Source organism: Paenibacillus sp. FSL R5-0766 (assembly GCF_037971845.1).
Lineage (GTDB): Bacteria > Bacillota > Bacilli > Paenibacillales > Paenibacillaceae > Paenibacillus.
This window is the reverse complement of record NZ_CP150227.1, coordinates 4,976,299-4,998,954: the sequence shown is the minus strand read 5'-3', so window position 1 is coordinate 4,998,954 and position 22,656 is coordinate 4,976,299. Positions and strand designations below refer to the sequence as shown.

At 44.8% G+C, this 22,656-nt stretch carries 23 protein-coding genes; 14 read left to right on the top strand and 9 right to left on the bottom strand.

Translation table 11 applies throughout. From position 1 onward, the window contains the following. Positions 1-31: 31 nt before the first annotated feature. Positions 32-2,347 (bottom strand): hypothetical protein, encoded by a 2,316-nt coding sequence (locus MKY66_RS21640; RefSeq protein WP_179088560.1) that lies wholly within the window; start codon positions 2,345-2,347, stop codon positions 32-34. Between the two features lie 532 nt (positions 2,348-2,879). Here MKY66_RS21640 and MKY66_RS21635 point away from each other — a divergent pair. The 5 genes from MKY66_RS21635 (at position 2,880) to MKY66_RS21615 (ending at position 7,082) form a co-directional block, all read left to right on the top strand. Continuing rightward, positions 2,880-3,812, top strand: a complete 933-nt coding sequence (locus tag MKY66_RS21635; RefSeq protein WP_036615244.1) for an alpha/beta hydrolase-fold protein — start codon at positions 2,880-2,882, stop codon at positions 3,810-3,812. 219 nt (positions 3,813-4,031) lie between these two features. After that, on the top strand, positions 4,032-4,211 hold the full coding sequence (locus MKY66_RS21630) for a hypothetical protein (protein WP_036615241.1): 180 nt from the start codon (positions 4,032-4,034) through the stop codon (positions 4,209-4,211). Positions 4,212-4,341: 130 nt separating this feature from the next. Then, complete coding sequence (sigK, locus tag MKY66_RS21625) at positions 4,342-5,040, top strand: RNA polymerase sporulation sigma factor SigK (RefSeq protein ID WP_047843844.1); 699 nt, start codon at positions 4,342-4,344, stop codon at positions 5,038-5,040. 176 nt (positions 5,041-5,216) lie between these two features. Continuing rightward, entirely contained in the window at positions 5,217-5,462 is a 246-nt protein-coding gene (locus tag MKY66_RS21620) for a hypothetical protein (RefSeq protein ID WP_076214175.1), read from the top strand. A 258-nt stretch (positions 5,463-5,720) separates the two neighbouring features. Next, a complete protein-coding gene (locus tag MKY66_RS21615) occupies positions 5,721-7,082 on the top strand; it encodes an amino acid permease (protein WP_076214178.1) in 1,362 nt (453 codons plus the stop codon). Positions 7,083-7,138: 56 nt separating this feature from the next. On the opposite strand, the gene MKY66_RS21610 is transcribed toward MKY66_RS21615, so the two are convergent. Then, the gene (locus tag MKY66_RS21610) at positions 7,139-8,323 is read right to left on the bottom strand and encodes a serine hydrolase domain-containing protein (protein WP_076214181.1); all 1,185 of its coding nucleotides are present in this window, start codon (positions 8,321-8,323) and stop codon (positions 7,139-7,141) included. A 170-nt stretch (positions 8,324-8,493) separates the two neighbouring features. Between MKY66_RS21610 and MKY66_RS21605 the strand changes: the two genes are divergently transcribed. Further along, positions 8,494-8,946: an Lrp/AsnC family transcriptional regulator gene (locus tag MKY66_RS21605; RefSeq protein ID WP_017687134.1), complete on the top strand. Its 453-nt coding sequence runs from the start codon at positions 8,494-8,496 to the stop codon at positions 8,944-8,946. A gap of 94 nt (positions 8,947-9,040) precedes the next feature. On the opposite strand, the gene MKY66_RS21600 is transcribed toward MKY66_RS21605, so the two are convergent. From MKY66_RS21600 to MKY66_RS21585, 4 genes are all read right to left on the bottom strand, one after another. After that, a complete protein-coding gene (locus tag MKY66_RS21600; protein WP_076214184.1) occupies positions 9,041-10,246 on the bottom strand; it encodes an MFS transporter in 1,206 nt (401 codons plus the stop codon). A gap of 124 nt (positions 10,247-10,370) precedes the next feature. Beyond that, positions 10,371-11,234 carry an alpha/beta fold hydrolase gene (locus MKY66_RS21595; protein ID WP_076214187.1) on the bottom strand — a complete coding sequence of 288 codons (864 nt, stop codon included), beginning with the start codon at positions 11,232-11,234 and terminating at the stop codon, positions 10,371-10,373. 56 nt (positions 11,235-11,290) lie between these two features. Further along, entirely contained in the window at positions 11,291-11,713 is a 423-nt protein-coding gene (locus tag MKY66_RS21590; protein WP_076214342.1) for a MarR family transcriptional regulator, read from the bottom strand. 116 nt (positions 11,714-11,829) lie between these two features. Continuing rightward, positions 11,830-12,894 carry an ABC transporter substrate-binding protein gene (locus tag MKY66_RS21585; RefSeq protein ID WP_076214190.1) on the bottom strand — a complete coding sequence of 355 codons (1,065 nt, stop codon included), beginning with the start codon at positions 12,892-12,894 and terminating at the stop codon, positions 11,830-11,832. A gap of 166 nt (positions 12,895-13,060) precedes the next feature. On the opposite strand from MKY66_RS21585, the gene MKY66_RS21580 reads away from it, so the two are divergent. Together MKY66_RS21580 and MKY66_RS21575 are read left to right on the top strand one after the other, a co-directional pair. After that, positions 13,061-14,137 carry an iron ABC transporter permease gene (locus MKY66_RS21580; protein WP_218639204.1) on the top strand — a complete coding sequence of 359 codons (1,077 nt, stop codon included), beginning with the start codon at positions 13,061-13,063 and terminating at the stop codon, positions 14,135-14,137. Positions 14,138-14,139: 2 nt separating this feature from the next. Further along, entirely contained in the window at positions 14,140-14,907 is a 768-nt protein-coding gene (locus MKY66_RS21575) for an ABC transporter ATP-binding protein (RefSeq protein ID WP_076214195.1), read from the top strand. A 137-nt stretch (positions 14,908-15,044) separates the two neighbouring features. On the opposite strand, the gene MKY66_RS21570 is transcribed toward MKY66_RS21575, so the two are convergent. Next, entirely contained in the window at positions 15,045-15,677 is a 633-nt protein-coding gene (locus tag MKY66_RS21570) for a DUF421 domain-containing protein (protein ID WP_076214198.1), read from the bottom strand. A gap of 155 nt (positions 15,678-15,832) precedes the next feature. Between MKY66_RS21570 and MKY66_RS21565 the strand changes: the two genes are divergently transcribed. The 5 genes from MKY66_RS21565 (at position 15,833) to MKY66_RS21545 (ending at position 20,142) form a co-directional block, all read left to right on the top strand. Next, on the top strand, positions 15,833-16,486 hold the full coding sequence (locus MKY66_RS21565; protein ID WP_076214201.1) for a ribonuclease H family protein: 654 nt from the start codon (positions 15,833-15,835) through the stop codon (positions 16,484-16,486). A gap of 210 nt (positions 16,487-16,696) precedes the next feature. Further along, positions 16,697-17,566 carry an alpha/beta hydrolase gene (locus tag MKY66_RS21560; RefSeq protein ID WP_076214204.1) on the top strand — a complete coding sequence of 290 codons (870 nt, stop codon included), beginning with the start codon at positions 16,697-16,699 and terminating at the stop codon, positions 17,564-17,566. Between the two features lie 299 nt (positions 17,567-17,865). Beyond that, positions 17,866-18,855, top strand: a complete 990-nt coding sequence (locus MKY66_RS21555) for a serine/threonine-protein kinase (protein WP_076214207.1) — start codon at positions 17,866-17,868, stop codon at positions 18,853-18,855. A gap of 260 nt (positions 18,856-19,115) precedes the next feature. Continuing rightward, on the top strand, positions 19,116-19,571 hold the full coding sequence (gene imm48, locus MKY66_RS21550; protein WP_339805854.1) for an Imm48 family immunity protein: 456 nt from the start codon (positions 19,116-19,118) through the stop codon (positions 19,569-19,571). A 31-nt stretch (positions 19,572-19,602) separates the two neighbouring features. Beyond that, positions 19,603-20,142 (top strand): RNA 2'-phosphotransferase, encoded by a 540-nt coding sequence (locus MKY66_RS21545; protein WP_076214213.1) that lies wholly within the window; start codon positions 19,603-19,605, stop codon positions 20,140-20,142. A 189-nt stretch (positions 20,143-20,331) separates the two neighbouring features. On the opposite strand, the gene MKY66_RS21540 is transcribed toward MKY66_RS21545, so the two are convergent. Both MKY66_RS21540 and MKY66_RS21535 read right to left on the bottom strand, forming a co-directional pair. Next, positions 20,332-21,189: an SDR family oxidoreductase gene (locus MKY66_RS21540; RefSeq protein WP_076214216.1), complete on the bottom strand. Its 858-nt coding sequence runs from the start codon at positions 21,187-21,189 to the stop codon at positions 20,332-20,334. A 111-nt stretch (positions 21,190-21,300) separates the two neighbouring features. Next, positions 21,301-21,726, bottom strand: coding sequence for an Rrf2 family transcriptional regulator (locus MKY66_RS21535; RefSeq protein WP_076214219.1), 426 nt, complete (start codon positions 21,724-21,726; stop codon positions 21,301-21,303). 423 nt (positions 21,727-22,149) lie between these two features. Between MKY66_RS21535 and MKY66_RS21530 the strand changes: the two genes are divergently transcribed. Then, a complete protein-coding gene (locus MKY66_RS21530) occupies positions 22,150-22,626 on the top strand; it encodes a DUF6790 family protein (protein ID WP_026080959.1) in 477 nt (158 codons plus the stop codon). Positions 22,627-22,656: the final 30 nt, after the last annotated feature.

Here is a 22,656-nt window from a genome sequence, read left to right as displayed (position 1 = left end):
ACAAGGAATCTGAGGCTGTTTTTCGCTTGCTTTAATAAATTTCAAGCTCATTGATTCGCACATAGGTTGGCTGATGGGAAGGACCTTTACTCGCTACGACACGGATCTTGGAAGTACTGACTGCTGAAAATGTGTGTGAACGCGTTAACTCTTGATTGCCTGTAATCTGTACAAGATTCACCCAATTTGAGCCACTCCAGTATTGCAGATCATAATTGGCAAGCGGGTATCCCTGGGTGGTATACAGATCAATTCGCTGGATTGAACTCGATGCCGGCAAATCAATGACGACATATTGGGGAAGTGAGGAATTACGGTTATTGGCCCAACTATAACTTTCCCCCAAGGCCGTGTTACGATCTCCGTCATTGATTCGGGCTGCTGAATACCCGGGATAGGTGGAAGTTACCGTTATGGCAGCATTTCGTGCCAGGTTCTGTCCGGTTCCCGGATTGGTAGGGGTTTTCACCAGATTCACCAAATTCCAGCGCAGCTCGAAGAGTTTGAAGGACTTATTAAATACAGCTCCTTCTCCTTTGACGAGAGCATCAATCTTTAGAGACATGGTACTGGGTACATTATTGCTGCTTGTCCATTTCCCTGTGCCTTCAATGCCGGCAAAAACACTTACCTCAAGTATTTTTTTGCCGGCAATTTTCAGACCGACTTCCGCTTTGGCTCCTGCCCAAGCTGTGATCTGTCCCTCAATTTTATGAGTAACCGTAAGATATCTGTTCACACTGCTGTAAGGCTGGATCTTCACGGGAATAAAGACACGTGTTTTCCCTTTGACTCCCGCGGTAACCGTGTATCCCTGATCGACCTGAAATTCAAAGGTGACGTTGCCGTCAATACCAATGACCAGAAAAACGCCGACTGATACGGCTCCGAGATTGCCAGCACCAATGTTGAAGCCCATGATTGGAACTTTGACTTCTTTTTTGAACTTGGCATCACCTTTGATATAGATGTTGGCTTTCTCACCAGCAGTAAATTTCAGATCGTATTTTCCCCAAAATCCGTATTTCCCCGTAACTTTGGGTGCAATCAAGGTGAGCTTGCCACCCGCTTCAACGAACACTTTGTTACCGTTTGCATTTTGTTGATTTACAAGTACCTTCTTGAAATCACAGACAAACTCATTGCCGGATTTTTTGCAATTGGCAAAATCACCTGCTCCAGCAGCACGAATCACATCATTCATGTCCATAGGTGCGATATCCGTGGAAGCGATATCCATTGTTTCTGCATCCGCAACCATGTCCATATTTGCATCCAAACCATTTTGAATCGTGTTGTCTATGTTGAACTGACGCATTTCAGCATCGTCAGTTATATCGGTCTCTAACAAGGAAAGGGGTTCCTGAACAAGCCATTCCTTGCTATCCAATACCATCTCAGGATCAGGCATGACGATGTTACGCTCTTCGAACGAGACCTCCTGCTCGGGAATATCATAGTAATCGAACAATTCCTCCACACCCGGAGTGGTGTAATCTACCTGCATACCACCAGAGCTTCTATTGACGCTTGTAACTTTGATAGCCCGGGCAGAGGACTGATCGAGAAAGATCTGACCAGGAGCTAGGTTATTACCGATTTGGGCAGCCTCTTGGGTGCTAAGTTCTATAGAACCTTTCTCTTCCACCGTTTCAAAGACGGCATTTACCACGGGAAGTCTCTTCACCATGGAAGCAGGCATGGGCTGGGTCGGTTTTAACTGATAATCGACTTGCTCGAATTGACCTGAAGAAGAAATGGGATTGCTAATAGCCAGTCCATCTTCGGAAACGTTAAATGAGATTCGAAAATATGCTTCTGAAACTGGAGCATCCACATTGGTCTTGCCTGCCCAGATCCAGCGTGCACTGGTCTCCTCTGGCATGCCACTAATCTGTTTCCAAGGATCACTGCCATACCGTCCGAAATCAGTAGCACGTGACCATGACGAATCATCGAATTTGGGCTGCTCCCAACCTTCGATATATCGTTCAGATACTTTCCAGTTGAAATCCGTAACCAGATTCTCATCTCCGTAGCTGAGGTCTGCCAGCAGTCCCGCATAGAGGCCTATATCCTTCGCTTGAACTGCAATCACATTGATGCCAGATTGAATTGGCACAGGGAACGTATAGGCTTTGGCCCAGTCAGTGCCTTTTCCCGTCTGTCTGCCGTTTATAAAAAGTGTGAACTCATCATCTGCAGTTATGGATATTTTTCCTTCATTGTTAGATGCAGCATAGACATTGGATGGCCCTAACCCGACAAGTAAAGGCAGCAATAATGTAATAACCAGAAATGAAGCCCATGCTTTTTTGATCGAAAAGCGTACATTGAACATCATCATTTTCCTCCCAGAAAATAAAGTAGTTTGCAAAAGATATTGGCGGCCGAGACGTTGAAACTTTTGCGAAAGCTATCTCAGAAGAAAAATATTATGAATCTATTGAAATTGTTCATAGACACCCCCCTATGGAAGCTATAATAAGGTAAAATATTCAATTTAACAACAGTATTTTACAATTTTTAATTATGATTCGAGAATAGAGAAGAAAGAAGAAAAACTCTGATGCTATAAGATCATTGAATTGAATCGATAGAAATGAAAATATTGTTGCAAAAAATGGATAAATAAGTTTAAATATACTATATAAGTAATTCTATGTCGGAAAAACAGAGTGAAATCTACAGGTTTCAGTGTTTTTCTGAATGGAAGGGAGGTGATCTAACCTTTTTATTGTAAGGGCTTTCAATTTTGAGTTGAGAGGAAGCTTGCTTCACCGCGTTAGAAAAAAGTTGAACTTCAGCATCAAGCGTAATCCAGTGAAACTTCGAGAAACGCATACTTAAGTTTGACAAAATTGAGAGGAGAAATTGAGATGAAAAAACGTATTACAATCCTTTTAAGTCTTTCGATGATCGTTGCCATGATTGCCCCAACAATGGCTTTTGCTACGGATTCCAGCGAGGTTGGTGCTCAGAACACAGCGTATGAATCTATGAATGTATCCGGCAATGACGCAAACAATGCGCTGGCTAATACTCCGGTGGTACCGGCACCACCGGGTTTTGATGGCTATCGAAACAATATTCCGCACGGAAATACCAATCTGATATCCTATTACTCCACAACGGTAGGCAATACACGGAAAGCGACGGTGTATACACCGCCAGGATATTCTCCGAATAAAAAGTATAACGTCCTGTATCTCCTGCACGGCATCGGCGGGGATGAGCATGAGTGGGTTAATGCAATGAAACCAAAGAACATTCTGGACAACCTGTATTCCGAAGGTAAGCTGTCCCAGATGATCGTTGTTATGCCAAATGGCCGTGCCATGAAGGACGATCGTCCAGTCGGTGACATTTTTGCTCCGGACAAAGTGGCTGCGTTTGAACGGTTTGAGCAAGATCTGCTCAAGGATCTGATTCCTCATATCGAGGCCAATTATCCGGTGTACAAAGACAAGAATAGTCGTGCGCTAGCCGGACTGTCCATGGGTGGTGGGCAGTCACTTAACTTCGGATTGAAAAATCTGAATACCTTCGCTTGGGTAGGGGCCTTCTCGGCTGCACCGAATACGCAATCTGTATCGCAGCTGGTTTCCAACCCGGGACAAGTCGCTAGCCAACTCAAATTGTTGTGGATCTCCTGTGGATCAAGTGACGGTCTGTTATGGGTCAGCCAGAACTTCAAAAACGGCTTGAGCAGCATGAATATTCCGCATACCTTTTATCTGGATGTAGGTGGACACGAACCATCTGTCTGGAACAGCGGCCTGTATCAGTTCTCACAACGAATCTTCAAATAATTTAATTTGAATTAGCTTCTTGAAGCAATCGACAGGAGAAACAGGAATTCATATCGATATGTAGCCTCAGTTCTGTTCTGCACAGGGCTGGGGCTTTATGTTGGTTAGTGTGCGAATATGACATGATGAATGAGAGAGAATATGTTAGCATGAAGGAAGCAGATCCACATGGAGCGGGTAGTTAATTACATAGGTAGATACATGAAGGAGAGAAATAGGATGTTCTATTACAAAGGTGCGTTTCGGGAAACGGACAATGTGATCTATTTTAAAAGCGATGTTTCATTAGCCCAGAATGATGTTGTCCTATTTGGGGAAAAGAAGTATTTTATCGAAAGTGTGGAAAAAGAATTTCTCCTGCTTCAGCGGGTGGGCTCCATAGTTTCTGTGAGTCTGTGAAATCTTCGCAAGATCATCCCCTTTTTCAAGTGTACGTGCACTTCTGGGCCACTGCCTACATACAATAGATCGACCCTGTTCCCACACGTGCTCAGGCCAGATCGTTGTAAAACTGCAGGAGGTGTCATCTGTGCCCGGATTGTTTACCGCAATTGCTCTATTCATTAAAGAGTTAACGTTACTCGTCTCGTATGTCAAAAATAATGCGTTCCCCCAGCCACTGGCTGAGGGTGATGAAGCCAAGCATTTGCGCCTTATGGCTGAAGGCAATGCTCACTCTCGCAATCTGCTCATTGAACACAATCTGCGCCTCGTCGCGCATATCGTCAAGAAGTTCGACAATACGGGTGAAGATCAGGAAGACCTGATTTCCATCGGAACCATTGGTTTGATCAAAGCCATCGAAAGTTTTCAACAAGGCAAAGGCACGAAGCTTGCCACATTTGCGGCGAGGTGTATTGAAAACGAAATTTTGATGCATCTCCGTTCCCTGAAGAAAACACGCAAAGATGTATCCCTGCACGACCCCATTGGTACGGACAAAGAAGGCAACGAAATTACGCTAATCGATATCCTCGGAACAGAAGCCGACGACGTTGTAGATAAAGTGCAGCTCAAGATTGAAAAAAGCAAAATTTATCGCAATCTCGACATCCTGGATGATCGGGAGAAGGAAGTTGTGATCGGTCGATTCGGCCTGGAAGCAGGCGGGGAGGAACGAACTCAACGCGAAATTGCGAAGGAACTGGGCATCTCACGTTCTTATGTATCCCGGATTGAGAAGCGGGCGTTAATGAAGCTGTACCACGAGTTTTATAAGCAAAAGTAGTTGCTGAACAGACCAGAGGGCGCCTTTATCGGGAGCCCTTTTTACTGTGAAGATACTTAAAATTGGGTCTGAATAGTATTAATTATTTGGGGTTATGACCTAAATAAAGGAATTTTAATTCCTGTTGAAGAATATCTTATACACAGACCAATTTAATATATAAGGAGTAAATCATAATGAAGCAGCTTTTTCGGAAAACTCCACTGTGGTTTTTGTTAATCTGGATCGTAGGATTTATGATGATCGTGTTCAACTCGTTTCAATCCAACTCGGGTATCATTAACTTTATTGCGTTATTCATGATTAATGTTGCTAATGCTATTCGAATTTGGAAAAACGAACGTTCATTAGCAATTACCTTTTTAGTTGTTGCCGCTCTATGCTTGGCTTATATTTTTGTATACTTCTATAGATATGTATAATCAGCATGACATGGCATGAGAATAACAAAGGAATGTACATAGGCTGATGATAGTATGGATCGGATGCAACTCAATATTATAAAAGCAAAGGGCATGAAATACGAGCGTATCAAAAGGTCACCTCTTACAAAGGTGGCCTCTTTGCTGTGCAAAAAAATATATAAGGGAGGGATATGTATTCTGGGCAGATTATTATATGATGAATAATAATATTTTGCATCGTAGAGAGCATGTGCAGAAAGAGAGTGGTGGTTGATCATGCAGCAAGAAACGTTAACAAGGGGATTAAAGAACAGGCATGTGCAGCTAATGGCAATTGGAGGGGCGATCGGAACAGGTCTGTTTCTCGGAGCAGGCAAAACGATCCAACTGACAGGGCCATCCATCTTGCTGGCCTATATCATCACGGGTGTTGTATTGTTCCTGATCATGCGTGCATTGGGGGAACTGCTGCTTAGCAACTTGAAGTATCATTCCTTTGTCGATTTCGTGCGCGATTACCTGGGAAATATGGCGGCATTTATTACAGGTTGGACTTACTGGTTCTGCTGGATTTCCATTGCTATGGCTGACATTACCGCCGTTGGATTGTATACGCAGTTTTGGTTTCCGAATGTACCTCAGTGGATGCCAGGGTTAATTGCGTTAGTCATTTTACTAATCATGAACTTGGCAACGGTCAAGTTGTTTGGGGAGATGGAATTCTGGTTTGCCCTGATTAAGGTCGTGGCTATTCTGGCACTCATTGTTGTTGGTTTATATATGATCTTCAAAGGTTTTACCACGGATCAGGGTCCAGCAAGCTTCACCAATCTGTGGAGTCATGGGGGATGGTTTCCGAATGGACTGCATGGGTTCATCATATCGTTTCAGATGGTAGTGTTCGCCTTTGTAGGCATGGAACTGGTGGGACTCACAGCAGGGGAAACGGAGAACCCGGAGAAGGTTATTCCGAGAGCAATTAACCAGATTCCGATCCGGGTACTGCTCTTCTATGTTGGCGCACTGCTGATTATTATGAGTATTTACCCGTGGAACGCCATTGTGCCTACTGAAAGTCCGTTTGTACAAGTGTTTGCCGCTGTGGGTATTGCAGCTGCCGCCGGCATTGTGAATTTCGTGGTGCTGACGTCCGCTGCTTCGGCGTGTAACAGTGCCATTTTCAGTACAAGCCGTATGGTGTTCTCCATGGCAAAGGATCACAACGCACCCGAATCGTTTGCACGACTGAATAACCGGAAGGTTCCTTCGAACGCGCTATTTTTCTCTACGATTGTTATTTTGATTGCAATTGTTTTGAACTATATCATGCCAGAAGGCGTATTTACGCTGATCACGAGCGTGTCGACCGTGTGTTTCATCTTTGTATGGGGCATCATGGTGATCTGTCATCTCAGATATCGTCGTACTCAGCCGGAACTGGCGAGTCGCAGCCGCTTCAAACTTCCACTATATCCGTTTTCCAACTACTTGATCCTGGCGTTTCTGGCATTTGTGCTAGTGGTATTGGCATTGGCCGAGGATACGCGTGTGGCACTGTTTGTCACGCCAGTGTGGTTCATTCTTGTTGCGGGGATCTATCTTATTAAAAAGAAAAATTTGAGTAGTAACAGACAGTAGGTCTTACCATAGATTCCAAATAAAGCCGCCCAATGATATTGGGCGGTTATTCGTATTTAATTTCTTGCAGCCTCTTTGCCTTCACGAATGCCTGCGTAGACGGCATCACAGATATCGGTGGTATACTGGCCCGACATCCCTTCAAGTGCCGTGTTGGTGAATGCTGCAACACTAAGTTCTTCTTTTGGATCAACAAACCAGGAATGACCGTAGGTTCCACCCATCCGCCACGTACCCACTGATTCCGGTGTGCCGGCTGCGACAGGATCTTTAAGTACGGTAAAACCAAGGCCAAACCCTCTGCCTGGCCAGTATGGCATCACGAGATCACCGATTTGATTGGTAGACATCTCAGCCGCAACGGCTTCGGTAAGAATAGGCTGACCCCCTTGCCGCAATGTCTCAAGTAAAGTGAGAAAATCTCCGGTACTCCCAACCATACCCGCTCCGCCTGATGAATAAGCCAAAGTATGATTTGCACGGTTGGGGGCAAGCCGGAAACCGGCAGTACCTTCAATAAAAGGAACCTGCTCTAACTCATTATGGAGAAGACGCGGTTCTTCAGAACCATTAGCGTATGCGGCTGTCAATCGATCCGAATCCACCGCAACAAAGTCAGTGTCGGTCATGTGGAGTGGATGAGTAACCAGCGTTTGAATAGCTTCTCGTAGTGACATCCCAGTTACCTTTTCGATAACGGCACCAAGTACATCTGTCGCAATGGAATATCTCCACATGTTTCCTGGCTCATACAGAAGAGGAGCGGAAGCCAGCCTTTGCAGATTCTCCTCCAGACTGATTTCAGACCAATCCATTCCGTCCGATACTCCTGCAAGCTCATAGGTTCCCTGATCTTCTTGGAAGAAACGGTATGTCAAGCCTGCGGTGTGCGTCATCAACTGATGTACTGATATTAAAGTGTCCTGACCATTGGCAAGTTTGGGCCGGAATGCAGGAAGCCAGCGGGTCACCGGATCATGCAGACTCAGCTTTCCTTGTGAGATTAATGCCAGAGCTGCTGTCGATACAATAGGTTTGGTTACGGAAGCAAGTCGAAACAGAGCGTTTTCCGACATGGTGCGTTTTTGCTCCCTGTCTGCGAAACCAGCAGCCCGGCTGTATACCAGTTCCCCTCCTAATGCAACCTGTACAACTGTTCCTACAATTCTTTTTTCGCTTAGAGCGCGATCAATAGCTTCATCCACATAAGTATGCAATGTCGTTATGTCTTCTTTTCCCATGTTTATCTTCCTCTCACCAACTGATGTATTTGATTTCTCGTGATAACTGTGTTTATTATATAAATGATTGATCTTGTATTACATGGTTTGTTAAAGGCATTATAATGAATTGGCGAATATACTTAAGGTAATTTCTGAATATATCTTATGTATTTAAAGGAGTGGATCACATGGACGAAATAGATCAGCATATTCTGTATCACTTGGAGAATCAGGCGAGATTATCCATGACCGAACTAGGCAAATTGGTGGGGTTATCTCAGCCCGCCGTTACTGAACGAGTCAAACGAATGGAAGAAAAGGGAATTATCGAGGAATATCGAACCGTAATCTCCCCATCCAAATTGGGCAAGCAGAGCACAGCCTATGTTCTTTTTCGTACGCGGGATTGTTATCCTTTCCTGGATTTCTGTCGTGCGTCACCTGAAGTTGTGGAATGTTATCGGATAAGCGGAGAGTACAATTACTTGCTGAAAATCCTCACAGATACCATTCAGGGACTCGAGGAGTTTCAGAACAAGTGTGATCCGTACGGTACGTACATGACTTTAATCACCATGTCTTCTCCAATTGCACATAAGAATCTCGTGGAAGGACCAAATTTGCTGGCACAGGCAGAATAAGATTCTGGTCTTTAAAATGAAAAACAGAAGAGGAGTCCACATCAAGTGAACTCCTCTTTCCTCCTGCGTGTAACTCATGAAAAATGCCTTCCTGTTAATTTGCTCTGGTAAATCCATATTTATAAGCACGCATAGCTACAAGCAACGCAGGAATAAGCAAGATAAACAGCGCCCCAGAAAGGTATCCTGCTCCAAATACTTCAAGAAGGATGCCCCCGATGATGCCTCCTCCGCCAATCGCCAGATTCCATGCTGTAACCAGCATCGATTGGGCGACATCTGTACTTTTGCCTCCGGCTTGAGCAATGGCAGTTTGTAGTAGCGTGGCAGCCCCACCAAACGTAATTCCCCAGATCATGATGCCAAGGATAATAATCATAGGTTGATGAGTACCGATTCCCATCACGACAGACGCGAGAGCGAATGCTGCCAAGCTAATGATTACTAATCTCCTCAAAAATCGGTCAATGAGCATTCCGGTTAACCAAATTCCAACAATGGAAGTAATACCGAAAATGAGCAAAATCAAGTCTACTCTGTTAGCAAATACGGTCTGGGCTAGGTAGGGAGAAATATAGGTGTAAAGGATATTATGGGCAAGCATCCAGGCCAGAACAACAAACAGAATAGGCCTAACTCCCGGAATTAAAAACACCTTATGCAGCGGAAGACGTTCACCAGCTGGCTCTCCGGCAAAATCCGGCATTCTCCAGAGAACCCATACGATTAAAGCTACGGTCAGAAGAGATACAATCCCGAAGATGAGGCGCCAGCCGACATAAGAACTGAGAAAACTACCGATTGGAACACCCAGGGCTAATGCTACCGGTGTGCCGACCATAGCCACAGCCATGGCTTTACCTTTTAACGAATCCGGGACCATCCGACGAGCATAACCTGCTGTCATTCCCCATAACACACCCGCAGAGACTCCCGCCATGAAACGAGCAGCAAGTGTCAGGATATAATCTGAGGATAAGGCAGTAACGGTATTAAAGACAAGAAAACCGCTAATGCATACCAGCAGAAGAGGTCGGCGTCTCCATCCACGTGTAGCAGCAGTCAAGGGAATGGCAGCAACAAGTGATCCAATGGCATAAAGAGTCACCAATTGTCCGGTGAGGGCTTCTGTGATCCCCAAGTCTTTTGCAATTTGCGGCAGCAGTCCCGCAGGCAGGCTTTCAGTGAGGATGCAAATAAATCCCGCCATGGCTAATGCAAGAAGCCCAGCCCACGGAAGGCGTTTTGAAGATATGGAAGGTAGCTCCCTTTGGTTTGGGAGGGATGTGTGAGCGGTCATGAATAAAACCTCATTTCTTATATTTTAATCCTATCCAGAACTATGCATATAAGCTTATCTGAAAAAATCAAACTTTTGCATACAGGATTAAAGGTAAGAGGGAGGTTTTAACATGGTATTTATTTTAATTTGTGAATTTTTCCGTTAATTCAAAGGGTAACTGTCTGTTCATCCATTCAAGGATGATATCGACAGGTTCCTTGTACCGTTGGCCTACCAGTAAACCTGTATGGGTCGTATCCCACAGTCCGGCATATTCAGCATCCAGCTGTTTGGCAGTTAATTTGCCTCTCTGATCTTCGTCTTCACAGGAAACAGCCTTAATCACCAAACTGGGGCAATGGATCAGGTCGCCATTAATGGATACACCGCCATCTGCTCCAAACATCACGGAAAATGTGCTAAATGCCTTCGCAGACTCCATCTGAAGATATTTACGCTGAAAAGCAATGTCATCTGCCGTCTCATCTATACCGGTCTCTTCATCACGGACAGGTGCAGGAATGATGATCCCCGGTGTGATACGATTACTTTCAGGGTAGGGGATTAGCTCATGGACTTCCTTGCTCAGACTGGCGTCGATCACAACCAGGCCTGCCAGAGTAACGGTTTCTGCAATCTTTTGACTGAGAATCCCACCCATGCTAAAGCCAATGAGAACAGGAGGCTCGTTGAACTCGGCTAACACTTCACGAATATCCTCCAAATAATCGTCAAACGTAATCTTTGTCATATCCATGACCCGACTCTTGTAGTGACTTCTCAGGTTCATGACATAACAGGTCCAACCGTGCTGGACAAAGTGGGGGATATATTTGCTCCACATCCAGCTGCCTGTGTATGCACCGTGAACGAACAGCAGTGGGGGCTTCTTGATCGTTGTTTTTTCGTCATGAGGCGGGGTTCCTTTGAATATTTCCAAGTGTAAATCATGTTCTCCGATCTTCTTTACCCCATGTTCCGGTAATAATTGAGTGTAGTCCGTCATACCAAAAACCTCCTCTAAAATATTAGTTTGATATCAAACTATTTCTCCAAAAAAAATTAGAAGTTGCTATGAATTTTCATTAAAATTCGCAACAGTTCTTTTTTCTCCGCTTCCGTAACGTCCGCATAAAACACGTCCAGCATGCGCTGTGATATCTCTTCGAAGACTGGCTTTAATTGTTCGCCTTTTGCAGTCAAAGCCACATGAACAACTCGTGAATCTGTTGCATCACGCTCCTTAACGACGTATCCTGTCCGCACCAATTTGTCCACAAGTGCAGTCACCGTGGATTTATCCTTGCCAATTTTTTTGGCGATTTCAGCCATGGTCATCCTGTGATTATTGTACAGGGCATAGATAATATCCCCATGGGACGTAGCGAGATCCTGGATTCCCTGCTCAGCCATCTCGGCCAGGATAAAGCGGTTAACCTTCTCTTTAATTTTGGATATGAGTGAAATAGCGTCTCTTGTTTTCATACGTGTAATATAGTTTGTTATCAAACTAATGTCAAGCTTTGATCCATCGTTTATTGCATGCGCGGTATAAAAAAAGAGCAGTGAGAATGTCTTCTCCTGCTCATTGGCTCAAGTCATTACTTCATCGGATTTGCTTTCATTTCCTGTCCCATTTTCTCAATACCATCCAGAATTTGATATCCATAACCCCAGAACTGGCTGAAGTCTGTGACATAGATTTGTTTATTTTTGATTGCGTTCATACTTTGCAGGGCAGGGTTGGCATATAGGTTCTCAATTAGCTTATCGATATCCGGTGAACCGGCATATGCGGACAAGAGCAGGTAGTCCGGATTCGCTGTGATCAGTTGCTCAACACTTACCTCACCTTGCACACCATCAAACGTATTTTTCAGCTTCAACAGGCCAAGTGCATCAAGCTGATACGTATCATTTTGCATGCTGCTTACCGTAATGGTGTCTTCCGTAGCAGGTACGATGTAGGCAAAAGTATGCTCAGGCTGATCGGCTACACTTGCCTTAATGGCTGCAACACGAGTCTTCAGACTTTCCGTGAAAGTTGCAGCATTTTCTTGAACATCGAAGATCTGTCCAAGTTGTGCAATATCACTATACAGGCTATGGAGTGAGCCTTTGTGATTCGTCGTTTGCAGGAACGTACGGATATTCATGTCATTCAATCCATCGACGGTACCTACGCCCCAGTCTGCATCAGCGAACAGGTCGCCCCGTCCGAGTACCAGATCCGGGCTTGCGCCTACAACCAGCTCTTTACCTACATAATCCTTGGATAGTACCGGGATTTTGGCGAAATCATCAGCAACATCCGGTGTAACGGAACCGTATAGAGCAGCGACACCGACCATTTTATCGGTCAGACCCAATTTGATGAGCATCTCAGCCGCAGATTGAGTATTCGCAACAACACGTTCAGGTGTTTTATCGAATACTTGCACTTTGGGTTTCCACTCGCCACCTTCGCCCGAGATCGTGAAATTCTCAATGGTAAGCGGGTACGTCGTTTTATTTGTATTCTCAGCAGAAGCTGAAGTTTCTGTCGTGTTAGTTGTTGAAGTTGTTTCTTCGGCAGGGGAAGAAGTTGAAGCATTCGAACAGGCTGCAAGCAGCAGTAACAGGAGACTTAGAGCAGCAAAGCCAATGGTTCTGGATGTGAATTTCATTAAATGATGAACCCCTTTTCTATGTGTTTTAAATTGACAAAGATAATCATTCTCAATTATAATCCGAGAAAACACGTTGTAAATAGCTAAATTTAATTTGTTCTACATTTTACGTGAATTGATGGGGGAAGAGATGGCACAGACGGTTCAGGTTCAGACACAGCGTATGGGGAAAAGAGAGTCTCTGATTCATAGTAAATCCGGGTTTGCTTTACTGATTGCAGCTTTAATCATGATTACGCTTATATCCGTAGGTATTGCAGTTTCCATTGGACAGGTTCGTATTCCGCTGGCGGAGTCATATCGTATTCTTTTAACCAAATTAACGGGATTTCAGTGGGGGACAACACCCATTGAGGCAGGTTCCTTTACCGATATTATCTGGCAGATTCGTTTCCCGCGTGTGCTGATGGCGATGTTTATCGGTGCAGGCTTGGCCTTGTGCGGTGCTGTTATGCAGGCTGCTGTGCAGAATCCGCTCGCTGATCCTTACATACTGGGTATATCTTCAGGTGCTTCTCTTGGAGCAACCTTTGCAATTCTTATTGGTTTCGGTGCGATTGGGTGGCTAGGTCAGACGGGGGTGGCTTTCTGGGCCTTTGCCGGTGCGATGGGTGCGTCCTTGCTGGTCCTGACTTTGGCAGGGATTCGGGGGAAAATGACGTCGGTCAAGCTGGTGCTTGCCGGAATGGTGATTAACGCGTTATGCAGCGCTTTTTCGAACTTTATTATTTATTTTGCTAACAATGCTGAAGGCATCAAAACGGTGACGTTCTGGACCATGGGCAGCCTGGCGGCTTCCGGATGGAACAAGCTTCCACTCGTGGGTATCGTTGTGCTGGTGGCGATTCTATTCTTCCTTTTACAGTCCAGAGTTCTTAATACGATGTTGTTAGGGGATGAAGCAGCGGTTACGCTGGGCATTAATCTGAGTGTGTATCGCAGACTGTACATGCTGTTAACTGCTTTAGTGACAGGAGTTATGGTGGCGAGCTGTGGCATGATTGGTTTTGTCGGCCTCATTATTCCGCATATTGTCAGAGGTCTCGTGGGTTCCGACCATCGTAAAGTGATGCCTGTATCCGTGCTGTTTGGAGCTATTTTCCTCATCTGGACGGATGTTATTGCACGATCCCTCATATCCAGCGTGGAGTTGCCAATCGGTATTATTACAGCCATGATTGGTGCACCAATGTTTATGTATATGCTGGTCAAAAAAGGCTACGGTTTTGGAGGAAATTAACCATGAAGCTGAACGTAGAAAATATATCCATCTCTGTGCTGAACACGGACATCATCAAGGATATTTCATTACAGGTGAACGGTAAACAGTTCGTTGGACTGATCGGACCCAATGGTTGTGGCAAGTCAACGCTGCTCAAGAGCATTTATAAAGTGATCAAACCGCAGCAAGGCAAGGTTTTTCTGGACAATACCGATATTCTCAAATCCAGTCCAAAACTTGTTTCCAGACATATGGGCGTTGTTGGCCAGTTTAATGAATTGAGTTTTGATTTTACAGTACGCGAAATGGTCATGATGGGCCGTACCCCACACAAAAAAATGCTGGAGACGGATAATGAACGGGATCATGAAATCGTCGAGCAGGCTTTGGAAAAAGTACATCTGACTGGACACGCTGATCGTAATTACGTGTCTCTGTCTGGTGGAGAGAAACAGCGTGTGGTCTTGGCACGTGTCCTGGCACAGCAACCCCAATTCCTGATCCTGGACGAGCCGACGAACCATCTGGACATCAAATACCAGCTTCAGATTCTAAATATTGTCCGTGGACTCGGCATTGGCATATTGGCAGCGCTGCATGATCTCGAACTCGCCGCAGAATATTGCGATTATCTCTATGTGGTGAAAAAGGGCCAGATTGTGGTCCATGGCAAACCGGCTGATATTCTGACTCGTGAGATGATTGGTGAGGTATTCGATGTAGATTGTGAAATCTATAAGAACCCGGTTACGGGTGGTTTGGGCATCGCTTATCTTAGTACACGTTGATTAGGACTATATCTTCGTTTGGATGACCTGGAGCAATCTTTCGAAATAACCAATTGAAGTGAACATAGACCGTACCTTTTTGAGCCCTGTTGATAAGTGCTCATAGGTGCGGTCTTTTTTTGGAGGGGAGGGCGTATCTATTGAAGCTTAGGATCAACGGGATGAGCATGAGCACCTTTGCTGACTTCTTGAAAAATATCTGAGGAGTTATCACTATGCGTTGAAGACTTGTTGCTGTTGTCTTGTTGAGGGTGTTCTCCCGTTGCTGGGCTACTACCTGTAATTGCATAACTTCGTAGGATCTCTTCCAGATCTCCAATCGTCACGGGACGAGCATGTCGTTTCAGAACATAACCGAGTTGACCATTGGGTTCCACCGTTGCGGTCTCCAGATCGTCCACACTCGTAATACCTTCCTTCCTCAGGTGCATCTCGAGCTGATCCATCGTGTAACGCATACGTTTCAGATTCGGGATAATGACCTTCCCGTCCTCTACCACGATTTTGGAAGTGCCACTCATGAGCCGTTCAAAAAAATTAAATTTCAATTGCAGTTGTTCCACCACAAGCAATGTCACAATGAATACCGATGCTGATCCAATCGCTTTACCAAGTTCATGATTTGCGATGGGCTGCACAATCGTTGTTCCGATGGAGATCATGATGACCGTTGTAACCACACTCATCTGTGAGATTGACTTGCGTCCTGCAATTCGCAGCAGGATCATGCCGACAAGTACAAGTAAAACAGATTTCCATATCCAGTCCATAAGGTGTATTCCTTTCTATTCCAGTATGCTCTTTGCTTCTTAGGCTGTTCTGGAGATGGAGGAATTATGCAGTTGGCTGAATCCATTGCTTTCATTCCGCCCACCGGATCGTATACAATAGGGTATTGATGAAGTGAACAAAGGAGCGGGTCACAGTGGCGAAACAGAAATACTATGTTGTCTGGGAAGGTAAGAAGCCTGGTGTATATAACACATGGGCAGATTGCAAAGCGCAGACGGATCATTATACTGGAGCAAAATATAAATCCTATGAGTCCAAAGCAGCCGCAGAAGAAGCGTATCGTGCGGGATGGAAAGGGAACTGGGGTTCAAGTGCAGGTGGAGCGTCGAAAACGAAGTCGGCTGGGAGCGGAAGAAGTGCAGGCATGGAAACGTCGGAGGAAGTGGATTACGACAGCATCTCTGTTGATGTTGGAACACGTGGTAACCCTGGACCTGTAGAATACAAAGGGGTGGACACCCGCACCGGTGAGATTATTTTCTCTGTTGGACCGATCTCCAAAGGCACGAACAATCTGGGGGAATTTTTGGCCATTGTGCATGCCCTCGCACATCTGAAGAAAGAAGGCAGTACCAAAACGGTGTATACCGACTCAGTCAATGCCATGAAATGGCTAAAGCAGAAAAAAGTAGCCACGACATTAGCACGGGACAACTCCACGGAAGAGATCTGGCTGATGATTGATCGGGCGGAGCAGTGGCTCCAGACGAATACGTACAGCAATAAAGTGCTAAAATGGCAGACCAAGCAGTGGGGAGAAATCAAGGCAGATTACGGCCGGAAGTAGGTATTTTTCCAAAGGATGCCTCCTTTATTTCTTGTCTATTAGAATCGATATTTACAATTTCCAGTTTCCGCTCTATAATCATCTGAATATGATTCGTTAAACATATGGAGGAGCCTGTCATCTGCAGGCCCTCTTTATCTTTTTGGTCCATTGATTAGCAAGTCCCTTTAATAGAATGGGTTATTTGAGTATATATTGCAGGAGGCAGACATGAGTTCCATTTATAGAAGTGAAGAAGGCAAGAGCAGCATACTTGAAGAGTATGAGATTTATTTGAACGAGTTGGGTGAGAAATTTACTCGGGAGTATGTAGAGACACGTTTTGGCAAGACGCATGTTTTACTGACGGGTCCTCTAGATGGCAAGCCGTTATTTATTCTCCAAGGTGGTAATTGTGTGAATCCGATGACGTTGTCCTGGTTCTCTTCCTTATTTAAGGAATACCGGATTATTGCTCCTGATACGATTGGTCATCCCGGCTATAGTGAGGAAGCCCGCATCTCGGCACGATTTGATAGTTTCGCATTATGGGTTTCTGATTTACTTGACCATTACAAAATTGAAAAAAGTGCGTTTATCGGTCCCTCGTTTGGAGGAGGAATTATCCTTAGGCTGGCTACCTATATTCCAGAACGGATTGCGTGCTCCGTATTGGTCGCTCCGGCAGGTCTGGCCGTCGGCTCCAAAATGAAAGCCGCTCAGGATATCGTTCTTCCACTCGTGAAGTACCGCATGACTTCTTCACCAACTTCTTTGCAAAAAATTACGGACACCATGTCTTGCAACTGCATGAAAGAAATGGATAAAATTATTATCGGCAAAATCTTCAAACACGTCAGTTTGGAGATGGATATGCCCAAGCTCACGGAGCGAGAAGAACTGGTGAATTATACGTCACCAACCTTGTTGTTGGTAGGGGAGAAGGATGTCTTTTTCCCTGCGGATAAGTGTATTGAACGGGCTCAAAAGATTATTGCGAATGTGCAAGCCATCAAGTATGATACAGGACATTTTCCTTCACAGGACGTATTGGTTCAGATGAACGAGGAAATCGGACGTTTTTTACAGAATAATTATTAATAAAAGCTGCAAATGATGGAAGAGAAATGTTTTTCTCCAGTTTAATAAAGTAATTACATCCATCTGTCGATACTCTATATAAGAGAATGCTTTTCTTCTATAGAATAGTGTGGATAGGGATTAGCAGAAGATCGTAGAAGGCTTGATATCATTAATATTTAAATATTTCGCGTTAAGCTGTTTCAAATTGCATCATTTGGTTTATATGTATAGTTGGCGATGAATTGCTGACTGGTTGAACCAAATGATGCATTTACGCGGAAAGTCTTCCGATCGACAAGGTTGAAAAGAGGTCCGTTATGAGAAAAGACAATTGTAAAATGGCATTGCAGCGCAATGTGATTATAAATGATACATATCAGGTAAGACAGGTATTAGCCAGCAGTGAGTTGGCTATTGTATATGCAGGGCGGGATCGTAACACGGGTGCCAAAGTAGCCATTAAGGAATTTTTCCCACAGAGACTGGCTGAACGTCAGGCAGACAAGCGGAGAGTGTTCTGTTCTTCACGAGGATACGGTGGGCAATATCAGGAGCTACTGGCTGTATTTCTGCTCGAAGGTGAACTGTTATCGAAACTGGACCATCCTCATATTGTTTCGTATTTGGATCATTTTGAAGCAAATGATACGGGGTATCTGGTTATGGAATACTGCACGGGAATCACATTGACCGAGTATCTGAATGAACACAATCATGCTCTCGATGCTGCCTTCATAACGGAGACGCTGCTTCCACTGGTGGATACATTGGATTATATACATAAACAAGGCATTCTTCACCGGGATGTGAAACCTTCCAACATTATGGTTATGGAAGATGGTACACCCAAACTTCTGGACTTTGGCTCAGCTACCCGTTGGCCTATGCAATCCGGAGAGAAACAGGTGATATTTACATCGGCAGGTTATTCTCCGCTGGAGTTCTATTCAGAGAAATCCAGTCAGGGACCGATGTCGGACATCTATAGTTTGGCAGCTCTGCTCCATTATTGGACATGCGGGCAACCCCCTATGGACGTGAAACAGCGGTTGTTCCAGGATGAATTGCCATCTGTTCGCTCACATAATGAGTATGTGAATCCTTGGCTTGCTCGTGTTATTCATTGGGGGTTGACGGTTCGTTCTGAGAAACGCTGTGCCTCCTTAGCCTGGGTCAGAAGCTCGTTGCGAGTTCAAGCCTGGGTGTGGAAAGTGCGTAAACCTGGAACGGTGGAATGGTCTTTGGCCGAGAATGAACATACACAGGTCTATGAAGTGGAGCCGAAAAAGCAACATGAGATGGCTTGAGTTATAACACCTCTTTTATAAATTGGTATGCTAGATGAGCATATTCATACAAAAAAATAAACCAAGTCGACTTTTAAATCAGGAGATTTGGTTTTTTATTATTTATTAGTGTACTTTATGGAGTTCATCTTGGAGTGAGCCAAACGATGAATCATGCCGGAATTAACAGCTCCACCTATAGATGAATTTGAAACGAACACCCCAACTCCGATACAATGTTCTCATAGCGTCTGAGAGAATGGATCAAATACGGTGCAGAAATGGAGAAAACCAATATGACTGAATTTATCAAGGCTGACGATATTAATGACGTAATTCTGGCTGCGGCAGCAAACGAGCTGGAGCAGATGGTGGACAAAATATGTGAGCTGATTGGCACGCCTTTGGAACAGACGACAGAACTGGAGCGTCAGGTCATGGCTGCTTTTGGTTTTGGCGCGGTGTATGGCATCACTAATCGGGATCAGCTGGCGGAGCCGCAGGCCCATGCCTTGAGCATTCGGATGCTGATTAAGCCGTTTAACTACAGTGAGCAGCAGGCGGTTGATTTTGCCGATGATCTGATTCGGGTGGCTTCCGATCGTGAGGTTCATCTGGTGATGAATACGATTATCCAACGTGGGATTGATGGACACCGTCAATTCAATCAGGAAGATGATGAAGGGCTGGAACGTAACATTCAGGAGATTTTAACAGCGGTTCAATCGCAAAAATAGACGGTTTTATTAGATGTGGGAGATGATTGCAATGGATCTGATGAAATTAAGCAAGGAACTCTCCTACGCTCTGCGACATGCACCTTGGGAGTATGAGCTGGAACTGGACGAAGAGGGTTGGGTGGAAATCTCGCAATTGCTGGTGGCTTTACATGAAAGTCCGCAGTGGAAGGAAGTCACGCAAGCCGATCTGGAGCAGATGATTCAAGCCTCGGAGAAAAAGAGACATGAAATCCGTTCTGGCCGCATCCGGGCATTGTATGGACATTCGACACCTCATAAGATATCGAAGATATCTGCTGAGCCACCCGAAACCCTGTACCATGGGACCCCGGCACGCGCAGTGCATTCTATTATGGAACATGGCTTACAGCCGCGGCAAAGGCAATATGTACATCTGTCCGCAGATATCGATACGGCCAATCAGGTGGGACGAAGACGAGATGATCAGCCTGTCATTTTGAAAATCAATGCTGCTCAAGCGGCCACAGACGGAATCCTCTTTTATCATGGAAACGAAAATATCTGGCTGGCCGATCACATTCCTGCACGTTATATTCTTGAGCAGTGACTGGTGAGCAATGAGTGATGAACTGTTGTGGAAAGCATAAATACCTATCTCGATTTGCAACAGTCGCAATGAATGGATTGAATGTGCAGTCTTCCGTTCAAGTTGTATACCGTTGTATTGATCGTTAGCTACACAAAAAAAGGGACGCATCCAACACTTGTTGGTGTGTCCCTTTCTCATATCCAAAACTTACTTGCCTACAATTGCTTTAATACCTTCGTTAAGTGGTTGAGCCGGACGGCCAAGCAATTTCTCTAAAGTGTCACTTTCTACAGCCAGTGCGCCTTCACGAATGGCACTTTGCATATCAACAAGCATCGATACGACAAAGTCTGGTAGACCTGCACCTTTCATGATGTCAGCGTAAGCGGCATCGTCTACGTTTTGCACGTTGATTTCCTGTCCAAGCACTTCAGCAACAATGGCAGCCAGTTCAGCTTGCGTGCGTAGTTTGCCGGACAATTCATATACGGTATTCTCGTGCCCTTCGCCTGCGAGTACAGCTGCTGCAGCATGGGCGTAGTCACTGCGGGTAGCCCAGCCTACTTGGCTGTTATTGGTGGCATGAACCCAAGGCGCACCTTGGGTAGCTGCTTGCACACTGCCTGCTTCATTTTCCAGGTACCAGTTGTTGCGCAGGAAGGAATACGGAATGCCGGATTCACGAATAGCTTTTTCTGTAGCGCGGTGAACTTCCGCCAGGGAAAGGGTATTTTTCTCTGCATTCACAACGCTTGTATAAGCGATGAAACCCACGCCTGCGTTCTTGGCAGCGTCAATTGCAGCCTGATGTTGGCGAATACGCGTTTCATTGTCACCATCAGTCGAGATGAGCAACAGACGGTCTACACCGGCAAAAGCTTTCGCTAAAGTCTCCGGTTGATCGAAATCACCGTGACGGACGTCAACGCCTTGAGTGCGGAGTGCTTCCGCTTTCTCTGGATTACGTACACTTACTGCCACATCCTTGGCAGAATTGTTTTTTAACAATGCCTCTACAACCAGTGAACCCAAATGACCTGTGGCGCCAGTAACCAAAATTTTCATTTTCTTTTCCTCCTATGATATGTGTTGTTGGTTGCATATGGATGTAATCAAAATTGTTATAACAGGTGTGATTACAACGAAAGGGTTAAAAAAAGCTCATAATGAGCTTTTTTATTCAGAGACATGAATCTGATCCATCATCTGCTGTATGGTTACACGATTCAAGCGCTGTTCCAAGGCTGTCTGAGCCTCAATAAGTTCGGCACGCAAGGTGTGTTCAATCATGTTGCCGACCGGACATTTCGGATTCGGATGTTTGTGAAAGTTAAACAATTCCCCATCCTCCACGACCTCAAGCGCTCGATATACATCAAGAAGGGTAATGTCGGCCGGATCTTTCAACAAGGAAGCACCGCCCACACCGGGTCTGACGTCAATCAGACCAGCCTGTTTCAGCTTGGACATAATCCGCCGAATAATCACGGGATTAGTATTCACACTCTGCGCGATCACATCTCCGGTGCATTCATTGGGCATAACAGCGATCAGGGACAGGGTATGAACCGCAATGGAAAAGCGACTGCTGATTTGTCTCATGGGATAATCACCACCGTTGTAACTATAATAGTTACAAAGTGATCGGATGTCAATTCTTTTATATCATAGGTTAATTGATCGTTGCTGTTATCCTGTAATCGTAGATGATCAAACAGATGATAATTGAACTATCACCCATGTCAAATAAATGAGTTGTGGTTCTTTTGAAGCGTTAAAAAAGAAGTAGGTTTCAAACCTTTTAATGTAATAATAGGGCTAAATTCCTATTATTTTCAAGTTAAATGGAACTATATGGTTTTCTTGTTTGCGTACAGAAGAATAAAAATGACAAAAGCTTCGACAAAATAGAAAATTATGTATGAATTGACAAATGTAAAAGCGATTATATAATGTGTGTATCTACAAGATTGTACATTTAGTTACAAATGATTCCAAATAACAAACGGCGGGAGTGGGACAGGCATGTGGTTTTTGGTTCTATGGTTGTTAGGTCTAATTTCAGGGGGAGTACACCTATATGTGTTAGGTTTTCCCGGAGAAATGAGCGAGATTAGCAGAGTATTGCTGCTTCATCAGTTTGTGGTTACGTTTGGATTGGTTGGAGTGATTGGTTATGTTGTCAACATTGCCAGAGCGGATCAGACAGCCAAAATGTTAGGATGGCCTGGTGGACCATTTCAGGTTAAATACGGTTTTTCCCAGGTAGGGCTTGGAGTTATGGGGATTATGGCCATCTGGTTCCAAGGGAACTTTTGGGTTGGTGTATTGGTAACGATGTACATATACGGATTAAGTGGTCTTTGGTCTCATACTTATGTCATGATTAAAAATCGCAAGGCAGATGGAGACAGTATCGGAAATCTCATTATGGATGTGGTGTATCAAACGTTTATCACGGTTCTCTCCGTATTGGCCGGCGGAATCTGGGTAATGCACTAAGCTGTAACTGATTTTTTGCCTTACACAGCT

Excerpts from the sequence above, each read along its gene's own strand:
- imm48 (WP_339805854.1), top strand. The coding sequence starts at position 19,116 with ATGGAGAAAACCAATATGACTGAATTTATCAAGGCTGACGATATTAAT.
- MKY66_RS21595 (WP_076214187.1), bottom strand. The coding sequence starts at position 11,234 with ATGACGGACTACACTCAATTATTACCGGAACATGGGGTAAAGAAGATC.
- MKY66_RS21610 (WP_076214181.1), bottom strand. The coding sequence starts at position 8,323 with ATGGGAAAAGAAGACATAACGACATTGCATACTTATGTGGATGAAGCT.
- MKY66_RS21585 (WP_076214190.1), bottom strand. The coding sequence starts at position 12,894 with ATGAAATTCACATCCAGAACCATTGGCTTTGCTGCTCTAAGTCTCCTG.
- MKY66_RS21570 (WP_076214198.1), bottom strand. The coding sequence starts at position 15,677 with ATGGACTGGATATGGAAATCTGTTTTACTTGTACTTGTCGGCATGATC.
- MKY66_RS21560 (WP_076214204.1), top strand. The coding sequence starts at position 16,697 with ATGAGTTCCATTTATAGAAGTGAAGAAGGCAAGAGCAGCATACTTGAA.
- MKY66_RS21620 (WP_076214175.1), top strand. The coding sequence starts at position 5,217 with ATGAAGCAGCTTTTTCGGAAAACTCCACTGTGGTTTTTGTTAATCTGG.
- MKY66_RS21600 (WP_076214184.1), bottom strand. The coding sequence starts at position 10,246 with ATGACCGCTCACACATCCCTCCCAAACCAAAGGGAGCTACCTTCCATA.
- MKY66_RS21605 (WP_017687134.1), top strand. The coding sequence starts at position 8,494 with ATGGACGAAATAGATCAGCATATTCTGTATCACTTGGAGAATCAGGCG.
- MKY66_RS21575 (WP_076214195.1), top strand. The coding sequence starts at position 14,140 with ATGAAGCTGAACGTAGAAAATATATCCATCTCTGTGCTGAACACGGAC.
- MKY66_RS21590 (WP_076214342.1), bottom strand. The coding sequence starts at position 11,713 with ATGAAAACAAGAGACGCTATTTCACTCATATCCAAAATTAAAGAGAAG.
- MKY66_RS21540 (WP_076214216.1), bottom strand. The coding sequence starts at position 21,189 with ATGAAAATTTTGGTTACTGGCGCCACAGGTCATTTGGGTTCACTGGTT.
- MKY66_RS21580 (WP_218639204.1), top strand. The coding sequence starts at position 13,061 with ATGGGGAAAAGAGAGTCTCTGATTCATAGTAAATCCGGGTTTGCTTTA.
- MKY66_RS21555 (WP_076214207.1), top strand. The coding sequence starts at position 17,866 with ATGAGAAAAGACAATTGTAAAATGGCATTGCAGCGCAATGTGATTATA.
- MKY66_RS21545 (WP_076214213.1), top strand. The coding sequence starts at position 19,603 with ATGGATCTGATGAAATTAAGCAAGGAACTCTCCTACGCTCTGCGACAT.
- MKY66_RS21640 (WP_179088560.1), bottom strand. The coding sequence starts at position 2,347 with ATGATGATGTTCAATGTACGCTTTTCGATCAAAAAAGCATGGGCTTCA.
- MKY66_RS21635 (WP_036615244.1), top strand. The coding sequence starts at position 2,880 with ATGAAAAAACGTATTACAATCCTTTTAAGTCTTTCGATGATCGTTGCC.
- MKY66_RS21530 (WP_026080959.1), top strand. The coding sequence starts at position 22,150 with ATGTGGTTTTTGGTTCTATGGTTGTTAGGTCTAATTTCAGGGGGAGTA.
- MKY66_RS21615 (WP_076214178.1), top strand. The coding sequence starts at position 5,721 with ATGCAGCAAGAAACGTTAACAAGGGGATTAAAGAACAGGCATGTGCAG.
- MKY66_RS21535 (WP_076214219.1), bottom strand. The coding sequence starts at position 21,726 with ATGAGACAAATCAGCAGTCGCTTTTCCATTGCGGTTCATACCCTGTCC.
- MKY66_RS21630 (WP_036615241.1), top strand. The coding sequence starts at position 4,032 with ATGTTCTATTACAAAGGTGCGTTTCGGGAAACGGACAATGTGATCTAT.